The sequence below is a fragment of the Nocardiopsis sp. LOL_012 genome (assembly GCF_048060475.1).
Classification (GTDB): domain Bacteria; phylum Actinomycetota; class Actinomycetes; order Streptosporangiales; family Streptosporangiaceae; genus Nocardiopsis.
Genome location: NZ_JBHMIV010000001.1, coordinates 251,501 through 277,845, shown reverse-complemented (window position 1 = coordinate 277,845; position 26,345 = coordinate 251,501). Strand labels below are relative to the sequence as shown.

The 26,345-nt window shown below is 71.4% G+C and carries 27 protein-coding genes and 1 CRISPR repeat array; of the genes, 16 read left to right on the top strand and 11 right to left on the bottom strand.

The features are described from left to right. Nucleotides 1-5: 5 nt before the first annotated feature. The 8 genes from ACFHWE_RS01250 to ACFHWE_RS01215 all read right to left on the bottom strand — a co-directional run bounded on the left by ACFHWE_RS01250 (nucleotide 6) and on the right by ACFHWE_RS01215 (nucleotide 9,420). Nucleotides 6-1,154, bottom strand: coding sequence for a quinone-dependent dihydroorotate dehydrogenase (locus ACFHWE_RS01250; RefSeq protein WP_416598658.1), 1,149 nt, complete (start codon nucleotides 1,152-1,154; stop codon nucleotides 6-8). After that, nucleotides 1,151-2,077: a proteasome assembly chaperone family protein gene (locus tag ACFHWE_RS01245; protein ID WP_416598657.1), complete on the bottom strand. Its 927-nt coding sequence runs from the start codon at nucleotides 2,075-2,077 to the stop codon at nucleotides 1,151-1,153. The genes ACFHWE_RS01250 and ACFHWE_RS01245 overlap by 4 nt, the downstream gene beginning before the upstream one ends. Nucleotides 2,078-2,247: 170 nt before the next feature. Next, nucleotides 2,248-3,996, bottom strand: a complete 1,749-nt coding sequence (locus ACFHWE_RS01240) for an ABC-ATPase domain-containing protein (protein ID WP_416598656.1) — start codon at nucleotides 3,994-3,996, stop codon at nucleotides 2,248-2,250. A 320-nt stretch (nucleotides 3,997-4,316) separates the two neighbouring features. Then, nucleotides 4,317-4,745, bottom strand: coding sequence for a hypothetical protein (locus ACFHWE_RS01235; protein WP_416598655.1), 429 nt, complete (start codon nucleotides 4,743-4,745; stop codon nucleotides 4,317-4,319). A 41-nt stretch (nucleotides 4,746-4,786) separates the two neighbouring features. After that, entirely contained in the window at nucleotides 4,787-5,581 is a 795-nt protein-coding gene (locus tag ACFHWE_RS01230; protein ID WP_416598654.1) for a PhzF family phenazine biosynthesis protein, read from the bottom strand. Between the two features lie 187 nt (nucleotides 5,582-5,768). Beyond that, nucleotides 5,769-6,650: a hypothetical protein gene (locus ACFHWE_RS01225; RefSeq protein WP_416598653.1), complete on the bottom strand. Its 882-nt coding sequence runs from the start codon at nucleotides 6,648-6,650 to the stop codon at nucleotides 5,769-5,771. A gap of 590 nt (nucleotides 6,651-7,240) precedes the next feature. Then, entirely contained in the window at nucleotides 7,241-8,479 is a 1,239-nt protein-coding gene (kynU, locus tag ACFHWE_RS01220; protein ID WP_416598652.1) for a kynureninase, read from the bottom strand. 32 nt (nucleotides 8,480-8,511) lie between these two features. After that, nucleotides 8,512-9,420 carry a tryptophan 2,3-dioxygenase gene (locus ACFHWE_RS01215; RefSeq protein ID WP_416598651.1) on the bottom strand — a complete coding sequence of 303 codons (909 nt, stop codon included), beginning with the start codon at nucleotides 9,418-9,420 and terminating at the stop codon, nucleotides 8,512-8,514. A gap of 182 nt (nucleotides 9,421-9,602) precedes the next feature. On the opposite strand from ACFHWE_RS01215, the gene ACFHWE_RS01210 reads away from it, so the two are divergent. Then, nucleotides 9,603-10,058 (top strand): Lrp/AsnC family transcriptional regulator, encoded by a 456-nt coding sequence (locus ACFHWE_RS01210; RefSeq protein ID WP_416598650.1) that lies wholly within the window; start codon nucleotides 9,603-9,605, stop codon nucleotides 10,056-10,058. A 197-nt stretch (nucleotides 10,059-10,255) separates the two neighbouring features. Further along, nucleotides 10,256-10,669: a VOC family protein gene (locus tag ACFHWE_RS01205; RefSeq protein ID WP_028649005.1), complete on the top strand. Its 414-nt coding sequence runs from the start codon at nucleotides 10,256-10,258 to the stop codon at nucleotides 10,667-10,669. 30 nt (nucleotides 10,670-10,699) lie between these two features. On the opposite strand, the gene ACFHWE_RS01200 is transcribed toward ACFHWE_RS01205, so the two are convergent. Further along, nucleotides 10,700-11,470, bottom strand: coding sequence for a DeoR/GlpR family DNA-binding transcription regulator (locus ACFHWE_RS01200; protein WP_416598692.1), 771 nt, complete (start codon nucleotides 11,468-11,470; stop codon nucleotides 10,700-10,702). A gap of 251 nt (nucleotides 11,471-11,721) precedes the next feature. Here ACFHWE_RS01200 and ACFHWE_RS01195 point away from each other — a divergent pair, with 251 nt between their 5' ends. Both ACFHWE_RS01195 and ACFHWE_RS01190 read left to right on the top strand, forming a co-directional pair. After that, entirely contained in the window at nucleotides 11,722-12,426 is a 705-nt protein-coding gene (locus ACFHWE_RS01195; protein ID WP_416598649.1) for a glycerophosphodiester phosphodiesterase, read from the top strand. A gap of 222 nt (nucleotides 12,427-12,648) precedes the next feature. Next, on the top strand, nucleotides 12,649-13,269 hold the full coding sequence (locus ACFHWE_RS01190) for a TetR/AcrR family transcriptional regulator (RefSeq protein ID WP_416598648.1): 621 nt from the start codon (nucleotides 12,649-12,651) through the stop codon (nucleotides 13,267-13,269). 800 nt (nucleotides 13,270-14,069) lie between these two features. Beyond that, nucleotides 14,070-15,197: direct repeats of the CRISPR family, unit length 29 nt; unit sequence CTGCTCCCCGCGCACGCGGGGATGGACCC. 470 nt (nucleotides 15,198-15,667) lie between these two features. On the opposite strand, the gene ACFHWE_RS01185 is transcribed toward ACFHWE_RS01190, so the two are convergent. Both ACFHWE_RS01185 and ACFHWE_RS01180 read right to left on the bottom strand, forming a co-directional pair. Next, nucleotides 15,668-16,192 (bottom strand): guanylate kinase, encoded by a 525-nt coding sequence (locus ACFHWE_RS01185; RefSeq protein WP_416598647.1) that lies wholly within the window; start codon nucleotides 16,190-16,192, stop codon nucleotides 15,668-15,670. Further along, a complete protein-coding gene (locus tag ACFHWE_RS01180; protein WP_416598646.1) occupies nucleotides 16,192-17,040 on the bottom strand; it encodes a GntR family transcriptional regulator in 849 nt (282 codons plus the stop codon). The genes ACFHWE_RS01185 and ACFHWE_RS01180 overlap by 1 nt, the downstream gene beginning before the upstream one ends. A gap of 486 nt (nucleotides 17,041-17,526) precedes the next feature. Here ACFHWE_RS01180 and ACFHWE_RS01175 point away from each other — a divergent pair, with 486 nt between their 5' ends. The 12 genes from ACFHWE_RS01175 to ACFHWE_RS01120 all read left to right on the top strand — a co-directional run bounded on the left by ACFHWE_RS01175 (nucleotide 17,527) and on the right by ACFHWE_RS01120 (nucleotide 26,281). Next, a complete protein-coding gene (locus ACFHWE_RS01175; RefSeq protein ID WP_416598645.1) occupies nucleotides 17,527-17,874 on the top strand; it encodes a hypothetical protein in 348 nt (115 codons plus the stop codon). A 100-nt stretch (nucleotides 17,875-17,974) separates the two neighbouring features. After that, entirely contained in the window at nucleotides 17,975-18,283 is a 309-nt protein-coding gene (locus ACFHWE_RS01170) for a hypothetical protein (RefSeq protein ID WP_416598644.1), read from the top strand. 23 nt (nucleotides 18,284-18,306) lie between these two features. Next, nucleotides 18,307-18,432, top strand: a complete 126-nt coding sequence (locus ACFHWE_RS01165; protein WP_416598643.1) for a hypothetical protein — start codon at nucleotides 18,307-18,309, stop codon at nucleotides 18,430-18,432. Nucleotides 18,433-18,435: 3 nt separating this feature from the next. Further along, nucleotides 18,436-19,842: a helix-turn-helix domain-containing protein gene (locus tag ACFHWE_RS01160; protein WP_416598642.1), complete on the top strand. Its 1,407-nt coding sequence runs from the start codon at nucleotides 18,436-18,438 to the stop codon at nucleotides 19,840-19,842. Nucleotides 19,843-20,017: 175 nt separating this feature from the next. Further along, entirely contained in the window at nucleotides 20,018-20,350 is a 333-nt protein-coding gene (locus tag ACFHWE_RS01155; protein WP_416598641.1) for a hypothetical protein, read from the top strand. A 12-nt stretch (nucleotides 20,351-20,362) separates the two neighbouring features. Beyond that, complete coding sequence (locus ACFHWE_RS01150) at nucleotides 20,363-20,551, top strand: hypothetical protein (RefSeq protein WP_416598640.1); 189 nt, start codon at nucleotides 20,363-20,365, stop codon at nucleotides 20,549-20,551. Nucleotides 20,552-20,562: 11 nt separating this feature from the next. Next, complete coding sequence (locus tag ACFHWE_RS01145) at nucleotides 20,563-22,146, top strand: hypothetical protein (RefSeq protein ID WP_416598639.1); 1,584 nt, start codon at nucleotides 20,563-20,565, stop codon at nucleotides 22,144-22,146. 84 nt (nucleotides 22,147-22,230) lie between these two features. Beyond that, a complete protein-coding gene (locus tag ACFHWE_RS01140; protein ID WP_416598638.1) occupies nucleotides 22,231-24,393 on the top strand; it encodes an FtsK/SpoIIIE domain-containing protein in 2,163 nt (720 codons plus the stop codon). Between the two features lie 346 nt (nucleotides 24,394-24,739). Next, nucleotides 24,740-24,865, top strand: a complete 126-nt coding sequence (locus tag ACFHWE_RS01135; protein WP_416598637.1) for a hypothetical protein — start codon at nucleotides 24,740-24,742, stop codon at nucleotides 24,863-24,865. A gap of 9 nt (nucleotides 24,866-24,874) precedes the next feature. Further along, nucleotides 24,875-25,177: a WhiB family transcriptional regulator gene (locus tag ACFHWE_RS01130; RefSeq protein WP_416598636.1), complete on the top strand. Its 303-nt coding sequence runs from the start codon at nucleotides 24,875-24,877 to the stop codon at nucleotides 25,175-25,177. Nucleotides 25,178-25,289: 112 nt separating this feature from the next. Next, nucleotides 25,290-25,496: a hypothetical protein gene (locus ACFHWE_RS01125; protein WP_416598635.1), complete on the top strand. Its 207-nt coding sequence runs from the start codon at nucleotides 25,290-25,292 to the stop codon at nucleotides 25,494-25,496. Nucleotides 25,497-25,579: 83 nt separating this feature from the next. Further along, the gene (locus ACFHWE_RS01120) at nucleotides 25,580-26,281 is read left to right on the top strand and encodes an exonuclease domain-containing protein (RefSeq protein WP_416598634.1); all 702 of its coding nucleotides are present in this window, start codon (nucleotides 25,580-25,582) and stop codon (nucleotides 26,279-26,281) included. Nucleotides 26,282-26,345: the final 64 nt, after the last annotated feature.

Here is a 26,345-nt window from a genome sequence, read left to right as displayed (position 1 = left end):
GCGCGTCAGGACGCGTGTTCGGCTCCACCCTCCACCACCGTCAGGTCCGGGGGCGGGGCGTCGGAGCCGACCGCCGCACCGACGGAGGTGTACCCGGCCTCGCGGACCAGCCGGGCCAGGCCGCGGTGGACGCGGCGGGGCCACGTCGGCCCCCCGTAGACGAAGCCCGTGTAGCCCTGCACGAGTGTGGCACCGGCGCGGATGCGCGCCCAGGCATCCTCGGGGGTCTCGATGCCGCCGACCGCGACCAGGGTCACCCGGTCCCCCACACGGGAGCGCAGGCGGCGCAGCACCTCCAGCGAACGATCCTTGAGGGGGGCGCCCGAGAGGCCCCCCGCACCGGCCGCGGCCACCTCCTCGTCGGAGGCGGACAGCCCCTCACGCGAGACGGTGGTGTTGGTGGCGATGAGGCCGTCCAGGCCCTCGGCCAGCGCGAGGTCGGCGACGGCGTCGATGTCCTCGTCCGCCAGGTCCGGGGCGATCTTCACCAGGAGCGGCAGGCCCGGGCGCCCGGACTCGGACAGAGCGGCGCGTACGGCGGACAGGATCGGGCGCAGCCGCTCCACGCTCTGGAGGTCGCGCAGCCCGGGGGTGTTGGGCGAGCTGACGTTGACCACCATGTAGTCGGCGTAGGGGGCCAGGCGGAGGGCACTGGTGGCGTAGTCGGTGGGCGCCTCCTCCTCGGGGGTCGCCTTGGTCTTGCCGATGTTGACGCCTAGGACCGGCAGGCGGGTGCCGCGCTGGTGGTACAGGCGCTCGGCGACCAGGGCCGACCCCTCGTTGTTGAACCCCATGCGGTTGACGATCGCACGGTCGCCGACCAGGCGGAACAGGCGCGGGGCCGGGTTCCCGGGCTGGGGCTGGGCCGTGACGGTGCCCACCTCCACGAACCCGAACCCGAGCGCGGCCAGCCCGCGCGGGCTCTCCGCGTTCTTGTCGAACCCGGCCGCCAGGCCCAGCGGCCCGGGGAACTCCCGGCCCAGGGCGTGCACGGTCAGCTCGGGCTCGCGCGGTCCCAGCAGGCGGCCCATCGTCGCGGCGGCACCGGGCACCGCGGCGGCGGCGCGCAGTGCGGCGAAGCTCACTCTGTGGGCCCGCTCGGCGTCCATGTGGCGCAGGACCGAGCTGAAGAGCACTTGGTAGAACACGCTCATCCGTTCCCGTCACCCTCGCGTTCGGCGAGGAAGCGTTCGAGTTCCGCGCCGAGTTCGTCGGCGGTGGGCAGTCCGCCCTCCTCCTCGGCGAGCGGGAGCTTGGGGCGCTCCCCGCCGTCGTTCCTGGAGGACAGGATGTCGTCGTACTGGCGTTCCAGGTTGGCCACGACACGCTGGACCTCCTCGGAGGCCGCCACCTGTTCGGCGATGTCGACGTCGGTGGCCCTGGCCGTGTCCTCCAGCGCGCTCGTGGGCAGGGCCAGACCGGTGGCGCCGCCGACGTACTCGGCGGCGGCGATGGCCGACCGGGGGTACTCGGACTGGGCCAGGTAGCTGGGGACGTGGACTGCGTAGCCGATGAAGTCGTGACCGCGCTCGCCCAACCGGTACTCCAGCAGCGAGACCGCAGTGCCGGGGACCTCGATCCTGCCGATCCACGGGGTGTGGCCCGCCACCAGCTCGGGGCGGGTGGCGTGGGGGGTGACGGTGACCGGGCGGGTGTGCGGAACGGCCATGGGGATACCGTGCACGGCGACGGACAGGGTGACGCCAAAGCGCTCGGCCAGCCCGATGACGGCGGCGGTGAAGAGCTCCCACTCGCGGTCCGGCTCGGGGCCGTGCAGGACGAGGAAGGGGGTGTCCTCCTCGTCGTACATGCGGTACAGGGCGATCTTGGGCGGCTCGTAGCCGGTCCAGGTGTTCTCGACGAACGTCATCGGGGGGCGGCGGGACCGGTAGTCCACGAGGCGGTCGGCGTCGAAGGTGGCGACCTCCTCCGCGGTGAGCCGGTCGAACATCTCCGAGGCCACCTGCCGTCCGGCGTGGCCGGCGTCGACGAAGCCGTTCAGACAGACGAGCATCGCCAGACCGGTGACGTCGTCGAAACCGGGGTGGAGTTCGTACAGATCCGAGGGTTCACGCACCGGGTCTCGTCTCCAAAGGGTCGGGATCGCACGGGTCTGCCGTCCGCGTGGCGCGGCCTGCGGGGGGAGCCCGGTCGGCGCGCCGTATGGGCGGTGTGCCCTGTTTTCCACAATACCGACCCCGGGGTGGCCGATCGGACGTGGCCGGTCGCCCCGGGACACGGCGGGCGTCAGCGCAGTTCGGCGACCCTGAGGGCGCGCAGGCGGTTGAGGACGGCGGCGATCTCGTACCTGCGCGGCAGGGCGTAGTCCCCGCCGAACTCCGCGCCGAGGACGGTGACGCCGTCCTCGGCCAGCCTCCGTTCGAGGGAGTCCAGGGCCTCGGACAGGGTGCGGGCGCCGTCCAGGTGGCCTCCCCGCACGAGTGCGCGCAGGGCGAGCCCGGCCCCGGTGATCTGGCCGGGGTCGACGAACTGCTCGACCGAGCGCACGTCGATGTCGTGCTCGCCGAACACCAGCACGTCCATGTCGCGGCGCTTGACCCTGCCCCGGCCGCGCGCGGTGGTGTCGTCCACCGACGAGGGGTCCACGACCCGGGCGCGAGGCCGTGCGAAGTCGGCGTCGGAGCGCTCGCGCGCCAGTTCCCGGGCACGGTCGGTGACGTCGTGCGGATGGTAGGCGTCGAGCATGACCACGTGGTCGGCGACGTCGAAGTAGTCGCCGCTGCCGCCCATGACCAGGACGGTGGAGACGCCGTGGTCGCGCCGCAGCGGCCGTACCAGGTCGATGAAGGGGACGAGGGGCTCGCGGTCGCCGTGGACGAGGGCCTGCATCCGCTCGTCCCTGATCATCAGGTTGGTGGCGGTGGAGTCCTCGTCGACCAGCAGCGTGCGCGAGCCGATCTCGACGGCCTCGCAGATGTTGGCGGCCTGGGAGGTGGACCCGGAGGCGTTCTCGGTGCGGAAGTCGCCGGTGTCGGCACCGGTGGGCAGTCCCCGGACGAAGGGGCTGACGTCGGTGCGCTCGACCCGGCGCCCCTCCTCGGCGCGGATCTTGACGGCGTCGGCACGGGTGACGACGAGTTCGCGGCCGTCGCCGGGGATGTGGTCGTAGACGCCCCGTTCAAGTGCGTGCAGGAGGGTGGACTTGCCGTGGAAGCCGCCGCCGACGATGAGGGTGATGCCCTCGGGCACGCCCATGCCGGTGACGGTGCCGCGGTGGGGCAGGTCCACGCTCACGCGCAGCGACTCGGGAGAGTCGAAGGGGACGGCCCCGCCGGCCATGGGCTGGTCGCTGACGCCGCTGCGACGGGGCAGGACCGCCCCGTCGGCGACGAACGCCACCAGGCCGCGCCCCTCCAGCTCGGAGCGCAGGGCGACGGTGTCGGCGACGCTGTCGGCGAAGGCGACGGCCTCGGCGGCGTCGATCTCCTCCCAGTCCAGGCCGTCGACGAGGTCGGGGACGGTGCCGCAGAGTTCGCGCTCGGCGGCGCGGCCGTCGATGCGGCGGCCGCGTCCGGGCAGGTCGACGCCGATACGCAGGTCGATTCCGCCCTCGGTGACCTGGCAGGAGGAGCGTTCGATGACCTCCTGCCCGCCGGTGTCGATCTTGAGCAGGGACCCCTTGAGGAGGCGTCGGGCCCTGCGGCCGAGGTAGTCGGCGGTGGCACGGCGGCGCACGGGGTCGGCCCAGGCGCTCTCGGGGATGCCCGCGTCGTGGACGAGTACGCGCACGCGCGAGGGCGGTGCGAAGGGGTCGGACTGCGCGTGCTGGACGGTGAGGGTGAAGTCACCGAAGTCCCAGTCGCCCTTGAGCGACTTGTAGCGGCCGTAGGAGCCGCCGTCCATCGCCAGCAGTTCCGACGACAGCCGGGCGTCGTCGCGCACGCCGCGGATCGGTTCGGGTTCGGGCCTGCGGCCCCCGCGACCGCCGCCACCGCCGTGTCGACGCCCCTGGCCGCCCCCGTAGCGTCCCGCCATCGTGTGCTTCCCCTTACCTCTCGTGGTCGGTGTCCCCGCCAGGGTAGGGCGTCCGGTCCACCCCCGACGACGGTCCGGGGAGGGCGGCGGGCCGGTCCCCGGGCACAGAGGGGGCCGCCCCGGTGGCGGTACCGGGGCGGCCCCTGTGAGGTGTCCGTGATGCGCTCCGGGATCAAGGGGGCATTCCGGGTCGCACCGCGGGTTCCCGCCTCCCCGGGAGGGGTGGGGAAGGCGCCTCGTGTTCTTTTCTACCGGAAGTCGGCTCCCTTTGCGGGGGAAATCTCGATCCCGAGTGATCCGGCTTGCGCTGGTCGTCCGCCTCAGCCCTTCAGCGCGGCGCGGAGGGCGGCGTCGTGCGGACCGGCGGGGTCGTCGCCGAGGTCGCCGACGAACACCGCGACCGGTCGGCCGCCCCGCTCCGCCACCTCGGCACGCAGCTCCCGCCAGTGGTGCAGGTTCGGGTGGTCGAAGTCCGGGCAGGCCTCGGCCGGGGCCAGCCCGGCGATCGCCTCGTCCAACTGGTCCGGTGTCATGGGGTAGGTCGCGGTGCCGCGGGTGTGTCCCAGGACCCGCGCCAGAACGACGGCGGGCAGGTGGTTGCCTCCCACGTTGGTCAGCCCGAACCCGGTCACGCCGTCCCTTTCGACACCGACCGCGTAGGCCGCAGGCCGCCGCCACCCGGCGTGGGAGGCCTCCAGTTCCTGCCGGGCGCGGATGACGCGTTCCCTGGTCTCCCACTGCTCGTCCATGCTCTGGCTCCCTGTGTCGGCGACGGTCCGGAAGTGACACCCTAGAGCCGCAGGGTCCCGTGGGCCACGGTGACCGCCGCACCGCCGATGAGGACCCGACCGGGTGACCCCTCCGGAAGCCGCAGCAGCAGGTCACCGCCGCGCCCGGACACCTGGCGAGCGGTGAGCCCGGTGCGGCCCAGGCGCTCGGCCCAGAACGGGGCGAGCACGGTGTGGGCGCTGCCGGTGACGGGGTCCTCGGGGACCCCGACGGCGGGGGCGAAGAATCGGGAGACGAGGTCGTGCCCCTCTCCGCGTGCGGTGGCGATGATCCCGCGGGCGGGCAGGGCCTTCAGGGCGGCCGGGTCCGGGGAGAGACCCCGGACGGCGGCCTCGTCGGCGACCTCGACCAGGAGGTCGCCGGTGGCGGCCCGCCCCACGTACAGCGGCTCGGTGCCGAGCGCCTCGGCCAGGCCGTCGGGGCTCTCACAGGTTTCGGGCGGGTTGGCGGGAAAGTCCAGCCAGAGGCGCTCGCCGTCGGTGGTGACGGTGAGCACCCCGCTGCGGGTGGTGAAGCGGTGGGGGCCGGGGACACCCAGTTCGGTGAGGGCGTGGGAGGCGGCGAGGGTGGCGTGCCCGCACAGGTCGACCTCGACCGCCGGGGTGAACCAGCGCAGCGCGAAGTCGGCGCCTGGGTCCTCGACCGGGTGCACGAAGGCCGTCTCCGAGAGGTTGAACTCGGCGGCCACGCCTTGCGCCCACGCGTCGGGGCGGGGGCCGTCCAGGACGAGGACGGCGGCGGGGTTGCCCGCCAGCGGGCGGTCGGTGAAGGCGTCGACGACGCGGTACTCGGTCATGCGGACCATTGTGGGAGGCCGCTGCGACCTGTGAAAGGACCAACCCCGTGAAGTGGCACCGAACGCGGCGGACTCCGGGGGCGGCACGTCCGGGGCGGGACATGCGTCGGGGCCGTGGCCGGTGACCGGCCACGGCCCTGCGCATGGAACGCCTCCCCCGGTGAGCGGGCCCGGGGGCCGCTCCGGCCTACTTGCGGCGCAGCTTGTCCACCATCGCGTCGAGGCCGCTGCGCTCGTACAGGGAGGCGAGGCCGTGGCCACCGGTGCTCCTGCCCAACAGGCCCTTGCCGTTCTCCGCCGCGCCGGCGTGCGCACCGGCGGGGCTGCGGCGGGACCAGACGAAGAACAGGGCGATCAGGACAGCCGGGATCAGGGCCAGGGTCAGCAGGGCCGTCGCGCCCAGGGCGTGGTCGGAGCCGGTGAGCTCGGCGCCGGAGAGGTCGGTCGCCGCGGTCTCGGCGCTCGTCCCGGACTCGTCGGAGCCGTCGCCGCCGTCGGCCGCGGCGGCCGTCTCGGCGGAGTCCTCCTGCTCGCTCTGCTCGGTGTCCTCGGAGGGCTCCTCGGAGGGGGAGGCCTCCTCGACGGGCTCCGCCGCGGCGGGCTCGGGCTCGGCCGTGGCCTGCTCGGGGATCGGCGAGACCGCGCTGTCGCAGGAGGTGCCGGGCTGCTGGAAGGGGTGCGGGGCGCCCGGGGTGCCGTGGCCGTCGCCCCACTCGGTGATGTAGTACTCGACGTCGGCGTGGCCGTTGCCGCCGCTCACGGTGAGCGTGGTCTCGTTGAAGCTCTCACCCATCATGTCGGCGAAGGTCTTGCCGTCGATGTCGAGCAGTACGTCGCAGTCGTAGGAGGGGACGCCCGGGCCGCGGTCGCCGATGAAGAACTCGTACTCCTCGCCCTCGTAGACGATGTAGCCCTCGGTACCCAGCGGCCAGCTCGGGCTGGAGAACAGGCCCTTCTGCATGGGCTCTCCGCTCGCGGGGGCGCCGGTGTCCCCGTTGATGCCGGAACCGTCGTCCCAGAAGTAGGTGGCGGTGACCTTGCCGTACTGAATCGGAGTCTCGTTGCTCATGTAAGAAATAGCCAGGTAGGTGACAGGGCCGAGAAGACCACTGGCATGACGCACAAGCCCCCACGGGCACGGTGGACGTGCGCAGTGTGACCACAAGTCATGACATGGAGCACCCACACCGCAGGCGGCGGCATCGGATGGGGCAGGAAGGCGCCGGTGGCACCGGCACTCCGCCGGGACGGGCGCGCGGTCGCGCGCCGAGCGTCCCCGAGAGAAGGTCTCGACTCCCTTGCGGCACTCGGCCATCCAAGGGCTCGGCACCGGTTCGTCAATGTTTCATAACGAACCGATCACGAATGACACTAGCCCACGTTTAACCACATTGGCGAATCATCAACCGTAAAATGACATTTCGTAGTCGACCAATGACCCTTTGGCATGTCGCCCCGTGCGCTCGGGCACGCGCCAACGCCGCCTGGAGAGGAGATCCGGGGCGTCGGACAGGGCAGGGGAGACCACCCCATGCCACGCGCCACACCTCTGGCACCCGCCCCGCCCGCGGGGGCAGGACGGCCGGACGAGGGGCCGCGGCACAAGGGCACCCCGGCGGAAACACTCCGCCGGGGCACCGGAAGGTCAAGGCGTGTCGGTCAGGTCACCCGGTCGCGCGCCGCGAAGCGCCCCCGGCGCCACTCACCGGTCCGCACCACCTCCACCAGCGCGGACGCGGCGTCGTACACGTCCACGTAGCGCAGGTACAGCGGGGTGAAGCCGAACCGCATGACGTCGGGGGCCCGGAAGTCGCCGATCACACCGCGCTCGATCAGCGCCCGGACGATCGGGTAGCCCGCGCCCCGCTCCGGCTCCAGCAGGGCGACCTGGCTGCCCCGCCTCTCGTGCTCGGCAGGCGTGATCGAGACCAGACCCGCCTCGGCGGCCCTGTGCAGGAACAGGTCGGTCATCGCCAGGCTCTTGGCCCGCACCAGACCCATGTCGGCCCGGGCCCACACGTCCAGGCTCGCCTCCAGAGCGGCGGCGGCCACGAGGGGCTGCGACCCGCTCAGGAAACGCGACACCCCCGGCGAAGGCTCGTACTCAGGGGTGAAGTCGAAGGGGCGGGCGTGCCCGTGCCAGCCGCTCAGCGGCTGGTGCGCGGCGGCGTGGTGCCGCTTCGCGGCGTAGAGGAAGGACGGGGCACCGGGACCGGCGTTCAGGTACTTGTAGGTGCAGCCCACGGCGAAGTCGGCCCCGCTCGCGGAGAGGGCGACCGGCACGGCGCCGACGCTGTGGCACAGGTCCCAGACCACCAGGGTCCCGTGCTCGTGGGCCAGACGGGTGATCCCCGCCATGTCGCGCAGCGTGCCGCTCCGGTAGTCGACGTGGCTCAGCAGGAGGACGGCCGCGTCCCCGCGCGCCAGCGCCTCGGCCAGGTCCGAGCCGTCGGGGTCCACCCGGCGCTGCACGGCCCCGGTGAGCGCGGCCGCGCCCTCGGCGACGTACAGGTCAGTGGGGAAGTTGCCCGCCTCTCCCAGGACGACCGAGCGGCCGGACATGCCCAGCGCCGCGACCAGGACCTTGAACAGGTTGGCCGAGGTGCCGTCACCGACGACCACCTCGTCCGCCCCGGCGCCCACCAGGGGCGCGACCCTGGCGCCCAGGGTTCGCGGCTTGTCCCACCATCCCGCACCGTTCCAGCTCGTGACCAGGCCCTGGCCCCACTCGTGTTCGACCATGCGGGCGACCCTGCCCGGGGTGGACCTCGGCAGCGCCCCCAGCGAGTTGCCGTCCAGGTAGACCACCCCCTCGGGGAGGACGAACTCCTCACGGAAGGGGGCGAGGGGGTCGGCGGCGTCGAGGGCGGCGCACTCCTCGCGGGTAGCGGGCGGCATGCGGTTCCTGCTTTCTGATGGTGCTGTCGTGGTCAGAGTGCGGAGCGCAGGCTCCACAGTTCGGGAAAGGCGTCCCGTTCGGCGTTGCGGGCGAGCCAAGCCAGGCCGCTGGAGCCGCCGCTGCCGCGCTTGGCCCCCAGGACGCGCTTGACGGCGACGAGGTGGCGGCGGCGCCACTCGGCCGTCCGCTCGGCGACGTCGAGCAGGGCCTCGGCCAGGAGGAACAGGTCGTGGCCGGGGCTGTCGTCGGCGTAGACCCCCTCCCAGGCACGTTCGACCCCGGCGCTGGGCTCGTAGTCGCCCCTCCAGTCGCGCTCGACCCTGTCCCCGGGCACCGGCAGACCCCTGCGGTGGAGGAGGCGCAGCGCGGCGTCGTACAGGCTCGGCCGTTCCAGGAGGGCGGTGAGTTCGTCGGCGACCCCGCCCATGGCCCTGTGCGGGCGGATCATCGCCGCGGACTTGTGGCCCAGGAGGAACTCCAGCTTGCGGTAGCCGTAGGACTGGAAGCCGGACGCCTCGCCGAAGGCTCCGCGAAAGCGCGCGAACTCGTTCGGTGTCATGTCGGCGAGCAGCTTCCAGGAGTCGTTGAGCACGTCCTGGGCGTCGCGGGCGCGGCGCAGCCAGGCGAGGGCGCCGGGGACGTCGTCGGCCTCCAGGGCGTCACGGGCCCCCTCCCAGCGTTCCGCGACCAGGGAGAACAGCAACTCCATCACCTGGGTTGCGAGGATGAACGCGGACTCGGCGGGTTCGTCGGTGCGCGTCCGCTTGAGGCTCAGGAGGGTGTTGATCCCGGCGTAGCCGACGTAGGGGGTGACGCGGTCGAAGGAGAGCGTCGGCGCTCCCCCGGCCGACCCCTCCGGTACGGCGGTCGGCGTACGGGCGTCCTCCGCCGCGGTGTCCTCCGGGGAGAACGGACACTGCGGGACGGTCGCGGAATACATGGGAACCCCTTGTCGGTGCTGTGCTGTCGGCCGCGGGAGCGCCGTCGCGGACGGGACCCGGCGGGCGCAGACCATGATCGAACGGAAGGGGGCCGCTTCGGAAGATTCAATGAGCACGCATATCGGTCATCGAGTTAACATAGAGAAGAGGAATCCGATCATCGACTTTGGGAACGCAAAGCATGGCTCCACAGGCGGGCATCCCACTGGACGGCGTCGACCTGCGTATCCTGTCCGAGCTCCAAGCGGACGGACGGCTGTCCTTCAACGCGCTGTCCCGCAAGGTGAACCTGTCGGCCCCGGCGGTGGCCGACCGGGTCCGGCGCCTCACGGACCGCGGCGTGATCTCCGGCTACCACGCCCACGTGGACCCGGCCGCGGCCGGCCTTCCCGTGACGGCCCTGGTGCGGATGGAGTGCTTCGGGCCACACTGCCTGCTCCGCGAGCCCCTGTCGCTGGAGGCACCGGAGATCCTCCAGGTGCACCGTGTGACCGGCGACGCCTGCTGCGTCCTGTTCATCGCGGTGCGCTCCATGGAGCACTTCGAGGAGGTCATCGACCGGTTGGCCGAGCACGGCCGCCCCTCCAGCACTATGGTGCTCTCCAGCCCCGTCCCGTGGCGGCCGGTGACCCCGTGACACACCCATGGACCGTGAGGTGGACGAGACCCCATCGAGACCTGGGGAAGACCATCGGGCGACCTGGGAACATCGGGTGTTAAGCACGCGTTAAGGCAGGTCCTGCTACTGGTCAATCGGCCCTAGGCTCGGGAACCGTGCTCGAACTACTGGCCACCATGAAGCCCGGGTCCCCACGACGCAAAAGGGAGGTCAACGTGCCGTCCATCAGCGGTCTCGCGCGTGTCACGCTCTCCGTCCGCGACCTCGACGAGAGCGTACGGTTCTACCGTTCGGTCCTGGGCTTCAAGAAGCTGCGGCGAACCGAGGACGACCACGGGACCATGCGCACCGAGTGCCGCCACTCCTGCGGCTTCCTGCTGGACCTGGTGCAGCACCGGGACAACTTCAAGGGCCGGTTCGACCACCGCCGCTGCGGCCTGGACCAGCTCGTCCTCCAAGTGGGCAACCTGGGCGAACTGGAGGCCTGGGAGGACCGGTTCACCGACCTGGACGTGGAGCACGTACCCACCAGCCACGACGTCGACGGCTCCACGCTGGTGTTCTTCGACCCCGACGGCACCGAACTGGCGCTGTTCGTCCCGGCCGAACTGGACGACACCGAGTCCTGAGGGCCCGGGCGGCGTCGCGGGGCCCGTTCCTCACTCGCTCTCCACCGTCCGCAGCCGCACGTCGCGCTCGGCGAGCTCCTCAACCGCCGAACGCGGGAGCCGGTCGTCGGTGATGATGAGGTCGAACTCCTCCAGCCGCGCCACCCTGAACGTGCCGAACTTGCCGTACTTGGTGCTGTCGACGGTCAGGACGCTCTTCGAGGCGATCTGCAGCAGTTCCTGTTTGTGGATCACCTTCGCCTCGGAGGGGGTCGTCGAACCGCGGTCGGCGTCCCAGGAGCTGCTCGCGATGAAGGCGAGGTCGACGTTGACCTTGCGCAGGAAGTCGGCCGTGTACTGGCCGACCGAGGAGTGGTCGGAGTGGGACACCACGCCGCCGGTGTGGATCAGTTCGATCCCGGGGTACTCCATCAGGTGGCCCACGACGTTGAAGTCGCTGGTGATCACGGTGAGGCCGACCTTGTCGGTGAGCATCGGGACCATCTGGAGGGTGGTCGTCCCCGCGTCCAGGTAGATGGTGAAGTTCTCCCGGACCAGTTCGGCCGCGGCCCGGGCGATGGCGCGCTTGGCGGGCACCTCCAGCTGCGCCTTGGCCAGGTAGGAGGGTTCGCTCTTGAGCCGGGCGGCCAGGCGCACTCCGCCGGTGACCGACAGGACCTTTCCGTCGTTCTCCAGGGCCTGGATGTCGCGCCGGATCGTCATGTGCGAGACGGACAGCATGGACGTGAGCTCGTTGATGCTCAACACGTGACGCTCCTGGAGGAGCTTCAGGATGTGCTCTCGTCGCTGATCCGGAATCATCATTCGCCTCACGCTCAGGGGCCGGCCACGGGGGCACCGTGCTTCCACGATGCCATGTCACAAAGTTTCCCATCGCGGAGGGGGCGCAACAGCGCCCCCGCGGCGTGAGACGGCTCCCATCAAGGGGCGGACGACGCCCGGCCGCCGGCGCAGGCGTCCTTCACCCGGAGGACGAAGCCGATGTTTTTCCTGTTTGCCCCACGTACAGCGCCCGTCTTTGCGACCCTTGCACCATGACGTTGTCCATTGCTATGAGCGCAGACACCGCCCAGGCGCCGGGAAACACCCTCCCGGCCCTGCGATCAGCCTTGCGCGCCGGAGCGGACCTGGTCAAGGTCGACGTCCATCTGAGTGCGGACGGCTACCCGGTCCTGGCGCCCGAACAGGTCAGCCCCTCCCCGGGTGCACCGCCCCGGCCCGTCCGCGAACTGTCCCTGGCCGAACTGGCCGCCGCGCGCGACAGCGTGGAACAGCGCGTGCCCACACTCATGGAGGTGCTGGCCGAGTTCCGTCCCGGCACCGTGCCGCCCCTGCTGATCCACGCCCCCTCCGCTGAGGCCGCTCTGGCCGCGGAGTCCCTGCTGCACGAGCGCGGGCTGGCCGGACGCGTGCCCTTCACCGGTTCCGCGGAGGTCCTCGGGGCGCTGCGCACCCGGAGTGAGGAGGCCGGGACGATGCTGTCCTGGGACCAGCCGGGCCTGCCTCCGGAGGACATCACGCGCACACTGCGGCCAACGTACCTCCGTATTCAGCACACACTGCTGAACAGGGAACGAATCGGGGAGATTCATCGTTTCGGATATCTCGTCGCGGCGTGGGGGGTCAACGAGTTTCCGGAAATGGCCCGACAGGTCGGAATGGGGATCGACGCACTCGCCACGGAGCGGGTCGAGGACCTGGTGTCACTGTCCTCCCACGACCACGGCGACGTCCCCCAGGCGGCGGAGTCGGCATGAACTCCCATCAGCACTGATCCCGGCTCCACCACAGCAGGCGCACCACCGCTCCCCGGGTGTCGGCCCCTCCCCCGCCATCGGCGCGAACCGTCGAAACGTCACCGTTAATTCTCCGTTCGGCACCTTTTCCCTCCCCTCCGGGATACCCTCGGAAAGGACTTACTCAGAACCAGCCGCACGCCGCCCAGCCCCCAGCGGTCCCTCCGAACGACGAAAAAACTCATGACGGCCGAGACCTCCCCTCACGGGCTCCGGACGGCGGGCCCCGTCCTGGACTGCGCGGCACGCCTGTTCGCCGAACACGGCGCACACGGTGCGACGATGCCCGCCCTGACCCGCTGGATCGCCTCCGAGACCGGAACTGACCCCGCCGACCTCAGACGCGCCTTTCCCGCACGCACCGACCTCGCCTACGCGGTCGTCCTACGGGCCACCCGCACGCGCCTCGACGAGCAGTTGGCCGCGGACACCCCAGGAGCGCACCCGGTCGAACGGATGTCGTCGCTCGTCAGGCGGCATGTGTCCAGCGGTTGGGAGCACCGGGCGACGGCCGCGCTCGAACAGGAGCTGCTCCCGGTGCTGCGCGCGGTACACCCCACCCGGCACCGGGAGCTCACCGGACTCAAGCACGCCTACCGCGCGCTCGTCGAGGAGATCATCACGCGCGGCCGGGCGGAGGGATCCTTCCTCGTCGACGCCCCCGCCTCGGCCGCCGACGAGGTGCTGGGCACCCTCGACTCCCTGCTGCACTGGTACCACGCCGACAGCGACCTGGGGCTGGACGACCTCGGCACCGTCTTCGTCGACCTGGTGGTCCACCACCACCTGGGCTGTCCGCGCTGAGGAGGGGCGCACGCCCCGACAGCGTGACAGCCACCACTCCGACGGTTCGCGCAGGGCCGGACACAACGCCACCTTTTCCGGCACGGACCGAACAATCGTGCAGAAATGCACAGAACAGGTGAACAGGATGGAATGAGTTCCGACGTGTTCGCGCGGACCTGCAGCGCCCAGGCTGTCAGATTGGCTGTCAAAACCGGGGCACCTGAACCCTGCGGAGCAGAGCCTCCGCAGGTGAAAGGCTTGAGGGAGGGTAGGCCGGGCAGGACTCGAACCCGCGACCCAGGGATTATGAGTCCACGCACCCTCATGCCAGCGCATGCGGCCTGACCTGCGTTTCTCCCCCACGGACACCAGCGGGCGCGAAAACTTCAACGTGCATTCCCCGTGGAGGTCTCGTCAGAACTCACTGTGAGGCCCTCCCCCGGGCTGGGAAACGATCGTCGACCCCACACAAGGCGGCGGGAACCCTGTGCCTCCATGGCTAGCCATTCGGGGGGTCCCTCCTGTACGTCTTCTTTCTTTAGAGAGTTAGGAGAAGGAGCCTCCGCAGCCTCCGCAGCCTCCGCAGCCTCCGCAGTCGCGAGCGGACAAGGGCTGACGTGCGGGAACAGGGCGGAGGCTAAGCGGAGACTCCAGCCTCCTGACAGCCTCCGCAGACTCCGTGTAGCCTCCGCAGTAGCCGTCGTTGGCGGCCGGAGTCGAGCAAAGCAGACTGACAGGCGAGGATGCGTGAAATGTCCGTTTCTCAACAGCTTGCAGATTCGAGGGGTTCACGCGGATAAAATCGCAGGTCAGGAAGACTGCTCCCCGCGCACGCGGGGATGGACCCAGCTTCTGAACCGGTGGTCCCCGGAGTCCAAGCTGCTCCCCGCGCACGCGGGGATGGACCCACCGTGGACATCCACCGCCCCAACGCCGCACACTGCTCCCCGCGCACGCGGGGATGGACCCGGGTCGCGCCCCCAGTCGAAGACACCGAACGGCTGCTCCCCGCGCACGCGGGGATGGACCCTACGTCAGCGACGAGGGCATCCGTCGCGCCGGCTGCTCCCCGCGCACGCGGGGATGGACCCGCCTCGGTTGTGCGGAACGCGGCGCGGGCGGCCTGCTCCCCGCGCACGCGGGGATGGACCCCCAAAACGGTCCGCCAGTACCAGTGGCGGAAGCTGCTCCCCGCGCACGCGGGGATGGACCCGGCAGGGTGTCCGCGAACGACTTCCGTGACCTCTGCTCCCCGCGCACGCGGGGATGGACCCGGGTCGCGCCCCCAGTCGAAGACACCGAACGGCTGCTCCCCGCGCACGCGGGGATGGACCCGACGAGCAAATCGGGCTGACGGTCACGGAGCCCCTGCTCCCCGCGCACGCGGGGATGGACCCTGGACCGTCATGCCGATGCGGTCCACGATCAGCTGCTCCCCGCGCACGCGGGGATGGACCCGTGAGCCGGGCGCCGAGCCGGGCCTTGCCGGACTGCTCCCCGCGCACGCGGGGATGGACCCCCGCGGGTTTTGTCGATGTCGCGCCGCACCTGCTGCTCCCCGCGCACGCGGGGATGGACCCCCGAACATACGCTTGAACGTCTTGTCGAAGTCCTGCTCCCCGCGCACGCGGGGATGGACCCTCGTTCGCCTCGAAGACGTCATCACCGCCCTTCTGCTCCCCGCGCACGCGGGGATGGACCTATTCCGGTGATCTTGTGGATGCGGTGCTTGGTCTGCTCCCCGCGCACGCGGGGATGGACCCCAAAACCCGGGGTCAGGACCTAGCGGCCCTCTCTGCTCCCCGCGCACGCGGGGATGGACCCGAGCTCAGCGCGACCAACGGGTACCGGGTGCACTGCTCCCCGCGCACGCGGGGATGGACCCGCCCCCTCTTCAGGAAGCCTGGCGGTGACCGACTGCTCCCCGCGCACGCGGGGATAGGTACCGCATCACAAGACCAAGCCCAATTGAACCTTGTCCCGCTGATTATATGCTGCCATTCAGGAAAGGGTTATGCGCCAATAGTATCTGATTGACGTTTTATGCATCCTTCTAATCATAACCCTTATTGCGGTCGGATACATCAGTGGTATCAGCATGTCTTTTTGTTCATGCTCGTGACTGACTCCTTATTTTTCTTATGGGTTCAGATGCACAGGTAGGTAAGATGTCGGAGTTTGCCAACGCCCGGGATCGCCTCAGCGGCAGGGCCTGAGGCCTTCTTAGGGCTGCGTTCTTGTCAACCAGCGTGTCAACGCATGGGTCAACCTATATGTCAACCCCGATTTGGTGTTTCTAATACCATGAACGAACTGCCTTCCAAGCACACGGGATAGAGAATCGGGTCCTGTGACAGCAAGAAGCCCGAGCGTATGGCCCGAGCTTCTCGTTATTTCTTTCCAAAGGTCGCCAGATTCAGCGCGGAAGGGATGATTCGACGCGCTTCGCTACCTCTGATATCGCTGTCGTGCTCGTGTCCACGATCAGGTCGGCGGTGAGTAGTTCCGGCGTCTCATCCCACACCCTCACCCGCTCTTCGGTGTCTCCGGTAGCCCGCTCTCCGATCCGGCTAAGGGCAACCTCCCGAGGGCACCAGAGGTAGACCACCAGCCAGCGAGCGGGCACAGCCGTTAGGACGGCCGAGACAGCCTCGGCCTGGCCGAGATGCACGACCGGTATCCGATCCTCCATCATCGCCACCAGCCCCGGACGGTCGATCACGTAGACGGAGCCGTAGCGCTCGTTCTGCCAAACGATCTCACCCCGCCGACGAACCTCCCGGATGTCTTCGGGGCTCACCATGCGGTATTCAGAGGATCGCCCGCGGCCGGTCTTCATGCGGCGGAAGAGCTCGAATCGCGGATCGAGGTTCTGAAGCTCCTGTGTGACCGTGCTCTTCCCAGCCGCCGGCGGGCCATAGAGGATGACCCCAGACTTCATTACGAACTCTCCACCATCAGCTTCTTCACCAGGTCGTCCGCTTGGTTCTGCAACGGCGGGGCCGATGTCGAGTTCTCGACTACCACGTGGTCGGTGGGCGGCCTGAAATCCACGTCGATGCCGTTCAGGTACCCCTGCCAGTCGGCCAGCTTCGCGGCGTCTCGCGCGGCCCCTCGGTGGCGGATGTAGGTGTGCATGCTTTCCGCGTCGCAGTTCACCCACACGAGCGTGAGCTTCGCTCCGAGCCCTTCGTATGTGGCCTTGGTCCGGTCGATCCATGCCGGGTCGGTGAACTCGCGGATATACGGAGCGGCGGTGATCACGCTGGTACCGCATTCCACGTTCTCCCGGGCGGCTGCGGCCAGTGCCTCGTATTCGCGTGGCCGGATCAGGGTCAAGTAGGTGTCCGACTCCCGATCATGCGGAGAGGTCCCCAGCACCTCTAGCGCAGCCTCGACTACAGGACGGGTCAAGGTGTCCTTGTCGAGCATCGGCCAACCGGTTTCCCGTGCGAGCACTCGCCCAAGCTCGCTCTTGCCGCTTCCCGCGTAACCACCGATCAACAGCACATTCGGCGTCCGAAGGCGGATCCCACCCCGAGCCGTCTGGTTCGGCGCATGAATGACCCGCTGGGAGCGGGACTTGCTGATCACCAGCCCGTCTTCGATGAGAAGCCTCATCGCCTCGCTGATGGTGTGGACGCTGACCTTCCACTCCTCAGCGAGTTGCCGAGTGGATGGCAAGGCCTGCCCGTGCCGGAGTACACCCGCCTCGATGCCGTTGCGGATGTTGCGTGCGACCTGCTCGTAAACAGCCTCCGAGCGCGGGCGGCGTGAATCAGCAGGCATGCGGGTCCTCTCGTGCGTACATCCCGGCTTCAACCCGGACATCGTACCTACTTCCTAACAGCAACCGATCAGCGTCTCCCCTGTTCAGAACGCGACTTCGAGCATCCTTGTTCCTAACAGTTGATCTTAATGCCTATCAACTGTTAGCTTCTTGCCATGGCCTCTTAGAGGCCAGCACAGCCCGGAAGAGGACTCCGGTGGCCAGGGCAGAGCCCTGGCCACCGCGTGGAATCCCGGAGCGCACGAGCTTTCACAAGCCCCTTGAGGCACATAGCGCGCAAGCCCTGACCCCACCCCGAGCAGACAAGGGGCGGCGACGGGAAGTCGTGACCACGACAGACCTACCTACGGGCTGGTCTGAAGGAATGGCCGCGCCGCACCCCTGGGGTGCCTGTCCAGCCCTCACCCCGCCGGCACAACACGGCGAAGGAGGGGCCGGGCGGGGACCACCCGGGTCCGCACCACCCGAACGAAGGAGACCCGTTCATGGCCACCGCCCTCGACACCGGCCGCCCCGTACAGACCCTGACCATGTCCGAGCTGCTCGCGATCGCCTCGGTGATCGTCGGCCGCATGGACCAGGACTCCGACCACATGCCCTACGTGCACGTGAGTGTCCGCATCGGGAAGTTCGGCCCCAGCGTCGGCCTGCTTACCTGCAGCGCTTCCCACGACCAGGGAGCCGCCTTCCTCGACGACCTGTCCCGGGCCCTCGACACCCCCGTTGAGCACCGGGAGGACTTCCACATCGACGCGGTCATCTGCCGCGACTGGGAGGGCACCGGCGTCCAGGTGTACGCCCAGGCCGTCGTCCGCGACGAGAAGGCCGCCTGAAACGTACGCCCCGACCTGACCCGCTGACCCGCAGCCGATCCCGCTCGCGGCCCCGGACATCCCCGCGTTGTCCGGGGCCGCCCCGTCTTTGGAGCCCCACATGCCGCACACCCTGTTCCCCACCGCCGACCTGGTCGACCCCTGGCTGGAGCTGCTGGCCGACCTGGGGGCCGAGTCCCTGCCCAGGGAGAGCGAGGACGAACGGGCCGCCCGCGAGGCCGCCCGCGCCGACATCCTCGACGACCTGCTCCAAGACCGCGCCACCGACCACCCCCCACTGGCTAGCCCCCTGGCCGATCATCCCGGCGGCCTGAGGGCCGGTGTGGAACAGGCCGCGGCCACCGTCGCCGCCCTGGTCGACGCCTACGGCGAACGCATCACCGCCCTGACGACCGACACGGCCGCCTGACCCCACCCGCGCAAGGAGAGACGATGACCGGCTTCGCGCTCGGCCTGGCCGCGCTGGCCCTGCTGTGCACCCTCGTGGCGGTCCTGCTGCACGTGAGCGGCGGCCCCCACCTGATGACCCAGACCCGCCCCGCCCCCGAGGAAGGCTGAACCATGCTGCGCAAGAAGAAGACCCGCCCGGCGTCCGCGGACGGCGGGGCCGACCCCGCCCAGGCGGTGGAGGACTGGCGGCGCCTCAACACCGCCACCGACGACCTGCACGAGGTGGACGACTCCACCCTCACCACCGACCCGGCCGCCAACCCCCGCACGCTGGCCCAGCGCATCGCGGTGGCCGACACCGTCTCCCGCGCGGTGCTGGCCGAACAGGCCGAGCAGGCCGAGGACCGGCTCTCCCAGGCCCGCCGTCGGCGCCGCTCACGCGCCCAGCGGGGCGAAAGAGCGCTGACCGTGGCCGAGACCCGCGCCGACCGGGCCGCCGCCACGCTGGAGGCCATCGACACCTATGAGGAGGCCGACAACCCGGCCGCCTCCGCGCTGGCCCTGCACCAGGCGGACCCGCGCATCCGGCGGATGCTGATCGGGGTGTCCCTGGCCGGGTCGGCCGCCTCCGCGCTGGGCATCGGGGCCTGGGCCCACACCTCGTGGGAGCTACCGGTCGCGGTGCTGGTCGGGGTCCTGGCCGAGGCGCTGCTGACCGTGCCGGTGATCCTGCTGCTGACCTTCCAGGGGCTGGTGCGCACCCACAACAAGGCCGACCTGGCCGCGCTCGGCTCTGACGCCCGGCGGGTGCTGGCGCTGATGCTCGGTGCGATCGCGCTTCTGCTGGTGGTGTCGGTGGGACTCAACACCACCGGCATCATCGCCGGGGGCACCGGCCTGCTGGGCCTGGTGGGCATCACCGGCGCGGTCATCGCACTGGGGGCGTCGGCCGCCTCGTGGGGGGCCACCACGGTGATCCGGGCGGTGATCCGCGCCAACACCGACCAGTGGCGCACCGACCAGTGGGCGGCCGAGCGCCGCCGCCTGGAAGAGACCGCCGCCGGGGCGTTCATCCCCGCCGTCGACGAGAGCGGACCCGCCCCGTCCTCCACCGAGGCCGAGGCCGGAGAGGTCGACCGGATGCGGCGGGTCCTGGCGGCCCTGGCCGAGGAGCACGTGGCCGTCCTGGCCGAGAGGGGCACCGACGCCCTTCAGGCGCTGCTGGATCACACCCCGCCCACCGGGGGCGCCCCGGCCGCCCACAGCGTGCGGGTTCCGCCCACCCCGGGCGGGCACAGCGCCCACGGCGCCCAGGCGCACCCCGACGACGGGGCGGACACCGGTGCGGGCGCCCACGGCCCCGCCCACCGGGCGGAGGCGCCGCCCACCGCCCAGGACCAGGGCCTCTACCCGGAGCTTGAGGGTCCGCGGCGCGCGGTGATGCTCTACATCGCCGCCCACGGGCGGGCGGTGGCCACCCGCCAGATCGTGCGCGACACCGCGCTGCCCCGGAGCACGGTGCGCGACCACCGCCAGGCCCTGGCCGAGAGCGGCTATGCCGTCTTCGCCGAGGACTGAACAGCAGGGCCGCCCGCCCACCGGTGGGCGGCCGGACTGCCCCGCTCCGGCGGGTGCGCACACCTTCTCCGCCATGCGGGGCGGGTGTGCGCACTTGTTCGGCGCGGCCGGAACCGCGGACGCCCGGTCCGCGTGTGAGAGCCCGCCACCGCCCGTGTTCAGGAAGGAGAAGACCGTGCCCGCCCCGCTCGTCCACCGGCCCGAGATCGACGTGCCCGCCATCGAGGACACCCCCGAGGGTGAGGCCCTGGTGTGGCGCGTGCGATGCGCGTGCACCGCCACCAACACCGCCCGCTACTACAGCGCCTCCGAGGCCCGCAAGGCTGCCGAGGCGCACAAGGCCGCCGTGGCGCCGCCGCCGGGCCAGGCCTGCCGAGAGCCCGGAAAGCACCGCACCCAACCCCACGACCACTGTCTCCTGTGTATCTGCCAGGACCCCCTGCCCGGCTTCGACACCTTCGGGGCGGCCCCGCGAAAGGGGCCCCCTTCCACCCCCTGTCCTCTGTGAGGAGATCCCGTCATGTTCCGCGGCTGCCTGGGCCAACTCTTCGTCATCTTCATCGTCGGCTCCCTGATCCTGTGGTTCTTCCGCGCCCCCGAATCGGTCGCGGCGCTGATCAGCGGGTTCGTCGGCCTGATCATCAGCGGCGCTGACGCCGTCGCGCGCTTCATCGGCGCGCTCACTCCGATGTTGTCCACCCTGATCTGAACGGGGGCGGCATGAACACCTACAACGACACCGAACCCGACCAGGGTGTGGAGGTTCCCGACGCTGAACCCCTCCCCGACCTGGATGAGACCGAACGCGCGGCCGCCGACACCCCCGCGCCCGATCCCGCGCCGGAGGAGACCGAGGTCCTCCCCGGCGACACCGGCCAGGAGTCGGGCGGGGAGCCGCCGCCGCTGCCCCCGCTGCTGGAGCTGGCCACCTCGAACGCGGCCACTGCCTCCGGCCTGGCCTACGGGGCGGCCGGTCCGGCCGGTCTGGCCGCTGTGGGGGCGGTGGCCGCGGTCGCCGGGGTCGCCTACATGGCGCACGGGGCCCGCCGCCGCTCCGCCGCCCAACGCGGCGCCTCCGCCGTTCCCGCAGGCGGGCGCGGCGGCCGGTTCCGCGGCCTGCTGGGCCGGGGCGCCGGTACAGGTCGAGGCCTGGGGGCGGGCCGGGGCACGGGCCGTCTCCGGTCCGGGGCCGGCCTTCCCGGTCGGGCACGTCCCGGCCGGTCCGCAGCCGCTTCCACCGGCCTGGGCCGCCGTGGCGGCCCTGCTGCCAGAAGCGGCGGTAGGGGTGTGCTGCCCCGGACCGGCATCGGCGGCCTGGGCCGGACCACCCCCGGGCGGGGCGCCGCCAGGCCCTCCCCTCTGGGACGCGGCGGCGGTGTGCGGGGCGGCTCCGGGGCCTTCCGGCCCGGGGTGCGCGCCCCCAAGACCGGTGGCGCCAGCCGGTGGGGCGGGGTCCGCGGCTTCGCCCCCCGGGGCCGTACCACCTCGATCACCGACCCCGCCGCCCCGCGGCCGAGCGGGCACCGCCCACTGCGCCGGGCCTGGGGCGGGCTGCGCCGCGGCTGGAGCCACCCCCGAGCCCAGGCCGGGCGGGTGCGCGTACGGCGCGCCTCAGTCCGCACCCGCGACTACATGCGCAAACGCATCCGCCGCCTGCGGGCGGGCGCGCTATGGCGGGCCCTGGCCCGCTGGTGGGGCCGCCTGTGGTCGCGGGTGCGCAGCGATGACCGCTACGGCCCGATGTCGGACGCCTCGGCCGCCACCTCCGCGCTGGCGGTGGCGGTCCTGGGGGCCTCCGAGCGCTCCAGCCGACCCCGGCGCGCGCTGACCGGCCGCGTCATCGGCACCTCCGCCCGCGTCCCGGGCGAGCTCACCGCCGGGCAGCGCCCGGCCATCGGCGCCGGAGGATCCGGCGCACCCGTGGAAGGACACGTGATGAACAAACCCAACGAGATCATCCGGGCCGAGTCGGCCGCCGACGAGATGCGCGCTGCCCTGGCGGCGTTCGGCGGCGCCGACGTGCACATGCTCACCTACGAAGGCGGGTTGCAGGCCCTTCCCGGCATGCTGCGCACCATCGGGTCGGGGCTGCACGAGATGTCGGCGGTGGCCGAGAGCGAACAGCCGCTGCACCCGGCGGTGGTGCAGTACATGCACCAGCTCAGCGCGGCCGTGCACCAGGTCGCCGACGTCGCCGACGAGCTGCCGGGCCTGTTCAGGGCCGCGCACGAGACCGAGTTGCAGCGCCTAGAGGCGCCGCGCGCCGGTGAGCACCGCTGGGACGCCTCCCAGCGCGACGACTGATACCCCACACCCACCGCGCGCGGCCGGGCCGGGCCCGTCCACAGGGTCCGGCCCGGCCGCTCTGCCTGGAAGGAGCACCTGCCCATGCCGACCGCCACCCCGCCCCGCAAGTCCAAGAAGAAGACCGCACGCGACCGCGAAGAGGTCCGCCGCCGCTGGTCGCACGCCCAGGGACCGTTCCTGGGAGCGGCCAACGCCGCCTCGGCCGCGCTGGCGGTGGCCACCGTGGGGACGCTGCCCGACGTGGCCCTGCCCTGGTGGGGCCCGGCCGCGGTCGGCGCGATCGGCGCCACCGCGGCCTACACCCGCGCCGCCACAGCCAGGACGGCGCTGCTGCCGCGCCTGTACCGGCCCGCCCGCTGGGCCGCGTTCACCGGCTGGACCTCGCTGGCGCTGGCCGCCGGCACCCCGTGGTCTGCGGACCTGCTGGCCGCCCTGGGGGTGGGCACGGTCGCCTCGGCTCTGCTGCGTCCGGCGGCCACCTCCTGGGAGATCGCCGCCCAGGAGCGCAAAGCGGCCGAGGCCGAGCAGAAGGCCCGCCTGGACCTGGCGGTGCAGTGGGAGCGGCGCATCGACCGGGTGTGCCGCATCACCGGGACCGTGGTGACCGACATCCGCCCCTGGGACTACCCCGACCCCCGCGACCCGGCCCGGACCTGGGAGACCGGCTACACCGTCAAGGGCAAGCTGCCCCCGGCGGCGGGGCTGGACGCGCTGGAGCGCAGCACCCGCCGCCTGGCCGACGACGCCGACCTGCCCGCCGGGTGCGGGGTGGAGGTCGCCGCCGTCCCCGAGTCCCGGCGCACCTTCGAGCTGTTCGTCTCCACGGTGGACGCCCTGGCCGAGACCGTCCCCTATCCGGAGGACTACACGCGCCGCTCCATCTACGACGGCATCGACAACGGCGTCTACCGCGACGGCTCCCCGGTGGCCCTGGATCTGAAGTGGGCCTCGGCGCTGCTCATCGGCGCCACCGGATCGGGCAAGTCCTCGCAGTTGGCGGCGATCATGGCCTCGCTGCTGCGCTGCGACGACGTCATCGTGTGGGGCATCGACCCCAACGGCGGCGGCGTGTTCGAGCCCTACCTTCGGCCCTGGGTCGAAGGTAGGGCTTCGCGGCCGGCCATCGACTGGGTGGCCACCGATCCGGCGGAGATGCGGCGCATGCTCGACTTCGCCCTGGCGGCGGTGGAGGCCCGCAAGGTGGGCTATGCCGACCTGATGCGCGCGGCCAACGACACCAAGGTGCCCGTCTCCAGCGCGGTGCCGCACATCCAGATCGTCACCGACGAGACCGCTTCCCTGCCCTCCGACATCAAGGACAAGCTCACCGAGCTGTCGGACCGCTCCCGGGCGGCTTCCATCCGGCCGCTGGTGTGCTCGCTGCGCGCGGTCTCCGACGCGGTCCCCAAGTCGCTGATCGCTCAGATGCAGGTGCGTATCGGGCTGCGGGTCAACGACGAGACCGAGCTCAACCACCTGTTCGGGTGGAAGGGCACGCTGCCCTCGGCCTCGGAGATGCCCGCCCAGGGGTACGGGCTGGTGCGCCGTGACGCGGCCGAGAACCCGCGGCTGTTCCGGGGCCTGTACGCCGACCCGGCCAAGGGCGCGGAGGTGGCCGAGGCCACCGCCCCGTGGCGGCCCGAACTCGACGACGTCACCGTGCGGGTCAACCCGGGCCTGTACATGGACCGGTGGGAGCGGGCCCGCAAAGCGGGATGGCTGCCCGGCCTGGACGGTGCCAAGCGCCGCCCCGCCCCGCCGCCCGCACCCGAACCGGCAGCGCAGACCCCGGAGGACACCGATGCTCCGGAGCAGGCCGGGCCGTTGGGCGACATGCTCAAGGGCTTGGGCGACTCCATCCGCCGCACCCGCCAGGACCTGGAGCACCGGGCCGGACGCGGGTCCAGTGATCCCAACGAAGCCGATGAGATCTTCCGCAACCTCACGGACGGCCTGGCGCTAGGACAGGACCAGCTCCCGCGCCTGATCCAGGCCGCGCTGCGTCTGTCGGAAGGCGTCAAGGGCGTGTCGGTGGAGGCTCTGGCGGCCGAACTCCGGTGGTCGCGCCCCACGGTCCGCGCCCGGATGAGCGTCCTGGAGGTCGACGAGGACCCCAAGCCGGTGCGGTGGCGCCCGGGGGCCAAGCCCGAACGCGGCTACACCCGCCAGGTCTTGGAGGCGGCCCGCGATCGCATCCTGACCGGAGACTTCATCGTCCCGCCGGGGATCGACACCGACGAGTAGAGGCCCGTGACAGGCCCTGTAACAGGCTGCGTCTCAAGGCCGTTACGGGGCCTGTCACGGCCCCCGTCACGAGTGCGTGTAACGGGGTTCGAGACGGCCTCGTGACAGCGGCCCGTAACGGCGCCTGAACAGCGGTTACGGGCCGCTGTGACACCCCTTGCGCGACCCCCTCCGCGCGGGCCTTGGAACGACCCGTACCGGGTGATGGCCCGGACCTCTCCGCCCCTGCGCCGGGCGGGGCGGCCCGGGGGACCACCCGGTCCACACACACGAGAGCGGCCCCACCCGGTGCCTGGACAGCGAGGGTGGGGCCGCCTCTCTCCGATCACAGAGAGGACCACATCCTATGCGCGCTCTCATCCGCCGCTGGACCCGCCTCACCCCGGTCCTGGCCGACCGCCGGTGCGACTGCTGCGGCACCTGGTACGACCCCTCCGACCCGGCCGCCAGCTACCCCCACAACAACCACTGAGGAGCGGCGGTGACCCCCAACAGCCCCCGCCGGTGGGAGACCGGCGTTCCCGCACCCGGACCGGCCTGGATCGAACAGGCGCTGTGCGCCCACTCGCCGTGCCCCGACCGGTGGCACCCCGAGCAGGAGACCGAGAACACCGTCTACCAAGCGCGCGTGTGGTGCGCCGCCTGCCCCGTCGCCACCCAGTGCCTGGAAACCGCGCTGGCCGCACGGCGGCCGGTGACGGGTGTGTGGGCGGGCACCACCACCCGCCAGCGCAGGCGGATCCGCCACCGCGCCCACACCGCCAGCGCCCCGCGCGCCGCTTGAACCGAGCACGACAGGAAGGGGGGCGCCCGTCCGCGCGAGACGGCGGGTGCCCCTCTCCCGCACCGATCCCACTGAACACGACACGCACACCCCGACAGGAAGGACCACCGCCATGCGCGTCCACGAGATGCACGACCGCTACGCCGACGACGAGACCCCCGCCGCACTGACCGTGGGGGACCTGCGCGAGTACATCGAGGGCCTGGACGACGACCAGGTCGTCGTCGACGGCATGAACGGCCACCACCTGGTCAACTTCGACCGCTCCCTGTTCGCCAGGTGCCTGGAGCTGTACTTCGAGGACCTGCCCGGCCGGTAGGCGACCGCCACCCCGGATACCCGCTGTGCCCGCCCCCTCGGGCGGGCACACCCCTATAGCGACCGCTCTCTAGAAAGGCCCGCATGAGCTGGCAGACCCGCCCCATGGCCTCCTTCGACATCGAGTCCACCGGCCTGGACACCGCCACGGACCGCATCGTCACCGCCGCCCTGTGGCGCATCGACCCCGCGGCCCGCACCAAGGACGTCACCACCTGGCTGATCGACCCCGGCGTCGACATCCCCCAGGCCGCTACCGACATCCACGGCATCACCACCGACCACGCCCGCTCCCACGGCCGGCCCGCAGCCGAAGCGGTCCCCGAGATCGGCGCAGCCCTCCGCCAGGCCGCCGTGGACGGTCTGCCGGTGGTGGTCTACAACGCCCCCTACGACCTGACCCTGCTCTCGGCCGAACTGGAACGCCACGGCGCCGGAGCCGACTTCGACGGGCTGCTGCGGATCGTGGACCCCCTGGTGCTGGACAAGCGGGCCGACACCTACCGGCGGGGCAGCCGCAAACTCGTCGACGTGTGCGCCCACCACGGCGTGCGCCTGGATGAGGAGCAGGCGCACGGGGCCGCCGCCGACGCACTGGCCGCAGCCCGCCTGGCGTGGAAGCTGGCCGCCGCCCACCCGCACCTGGCCCAGATGGGCATCGACGAGCTGCACACCGCCCAGGCCGCCTGGAAGGCCGAACAGGCCGCCTCCTTCCAGGACTACCTGCGCCGCAAGGACCCCCAAGCGGTCGTGGACGGCTCCTGGCCCCTCGCTGCCCGTACCTGAACCACACAGCACAGCCCCGGGAAGGGGCCGGCCCCGTCACAGCGCGGCGGGACCGGCCCCTTCC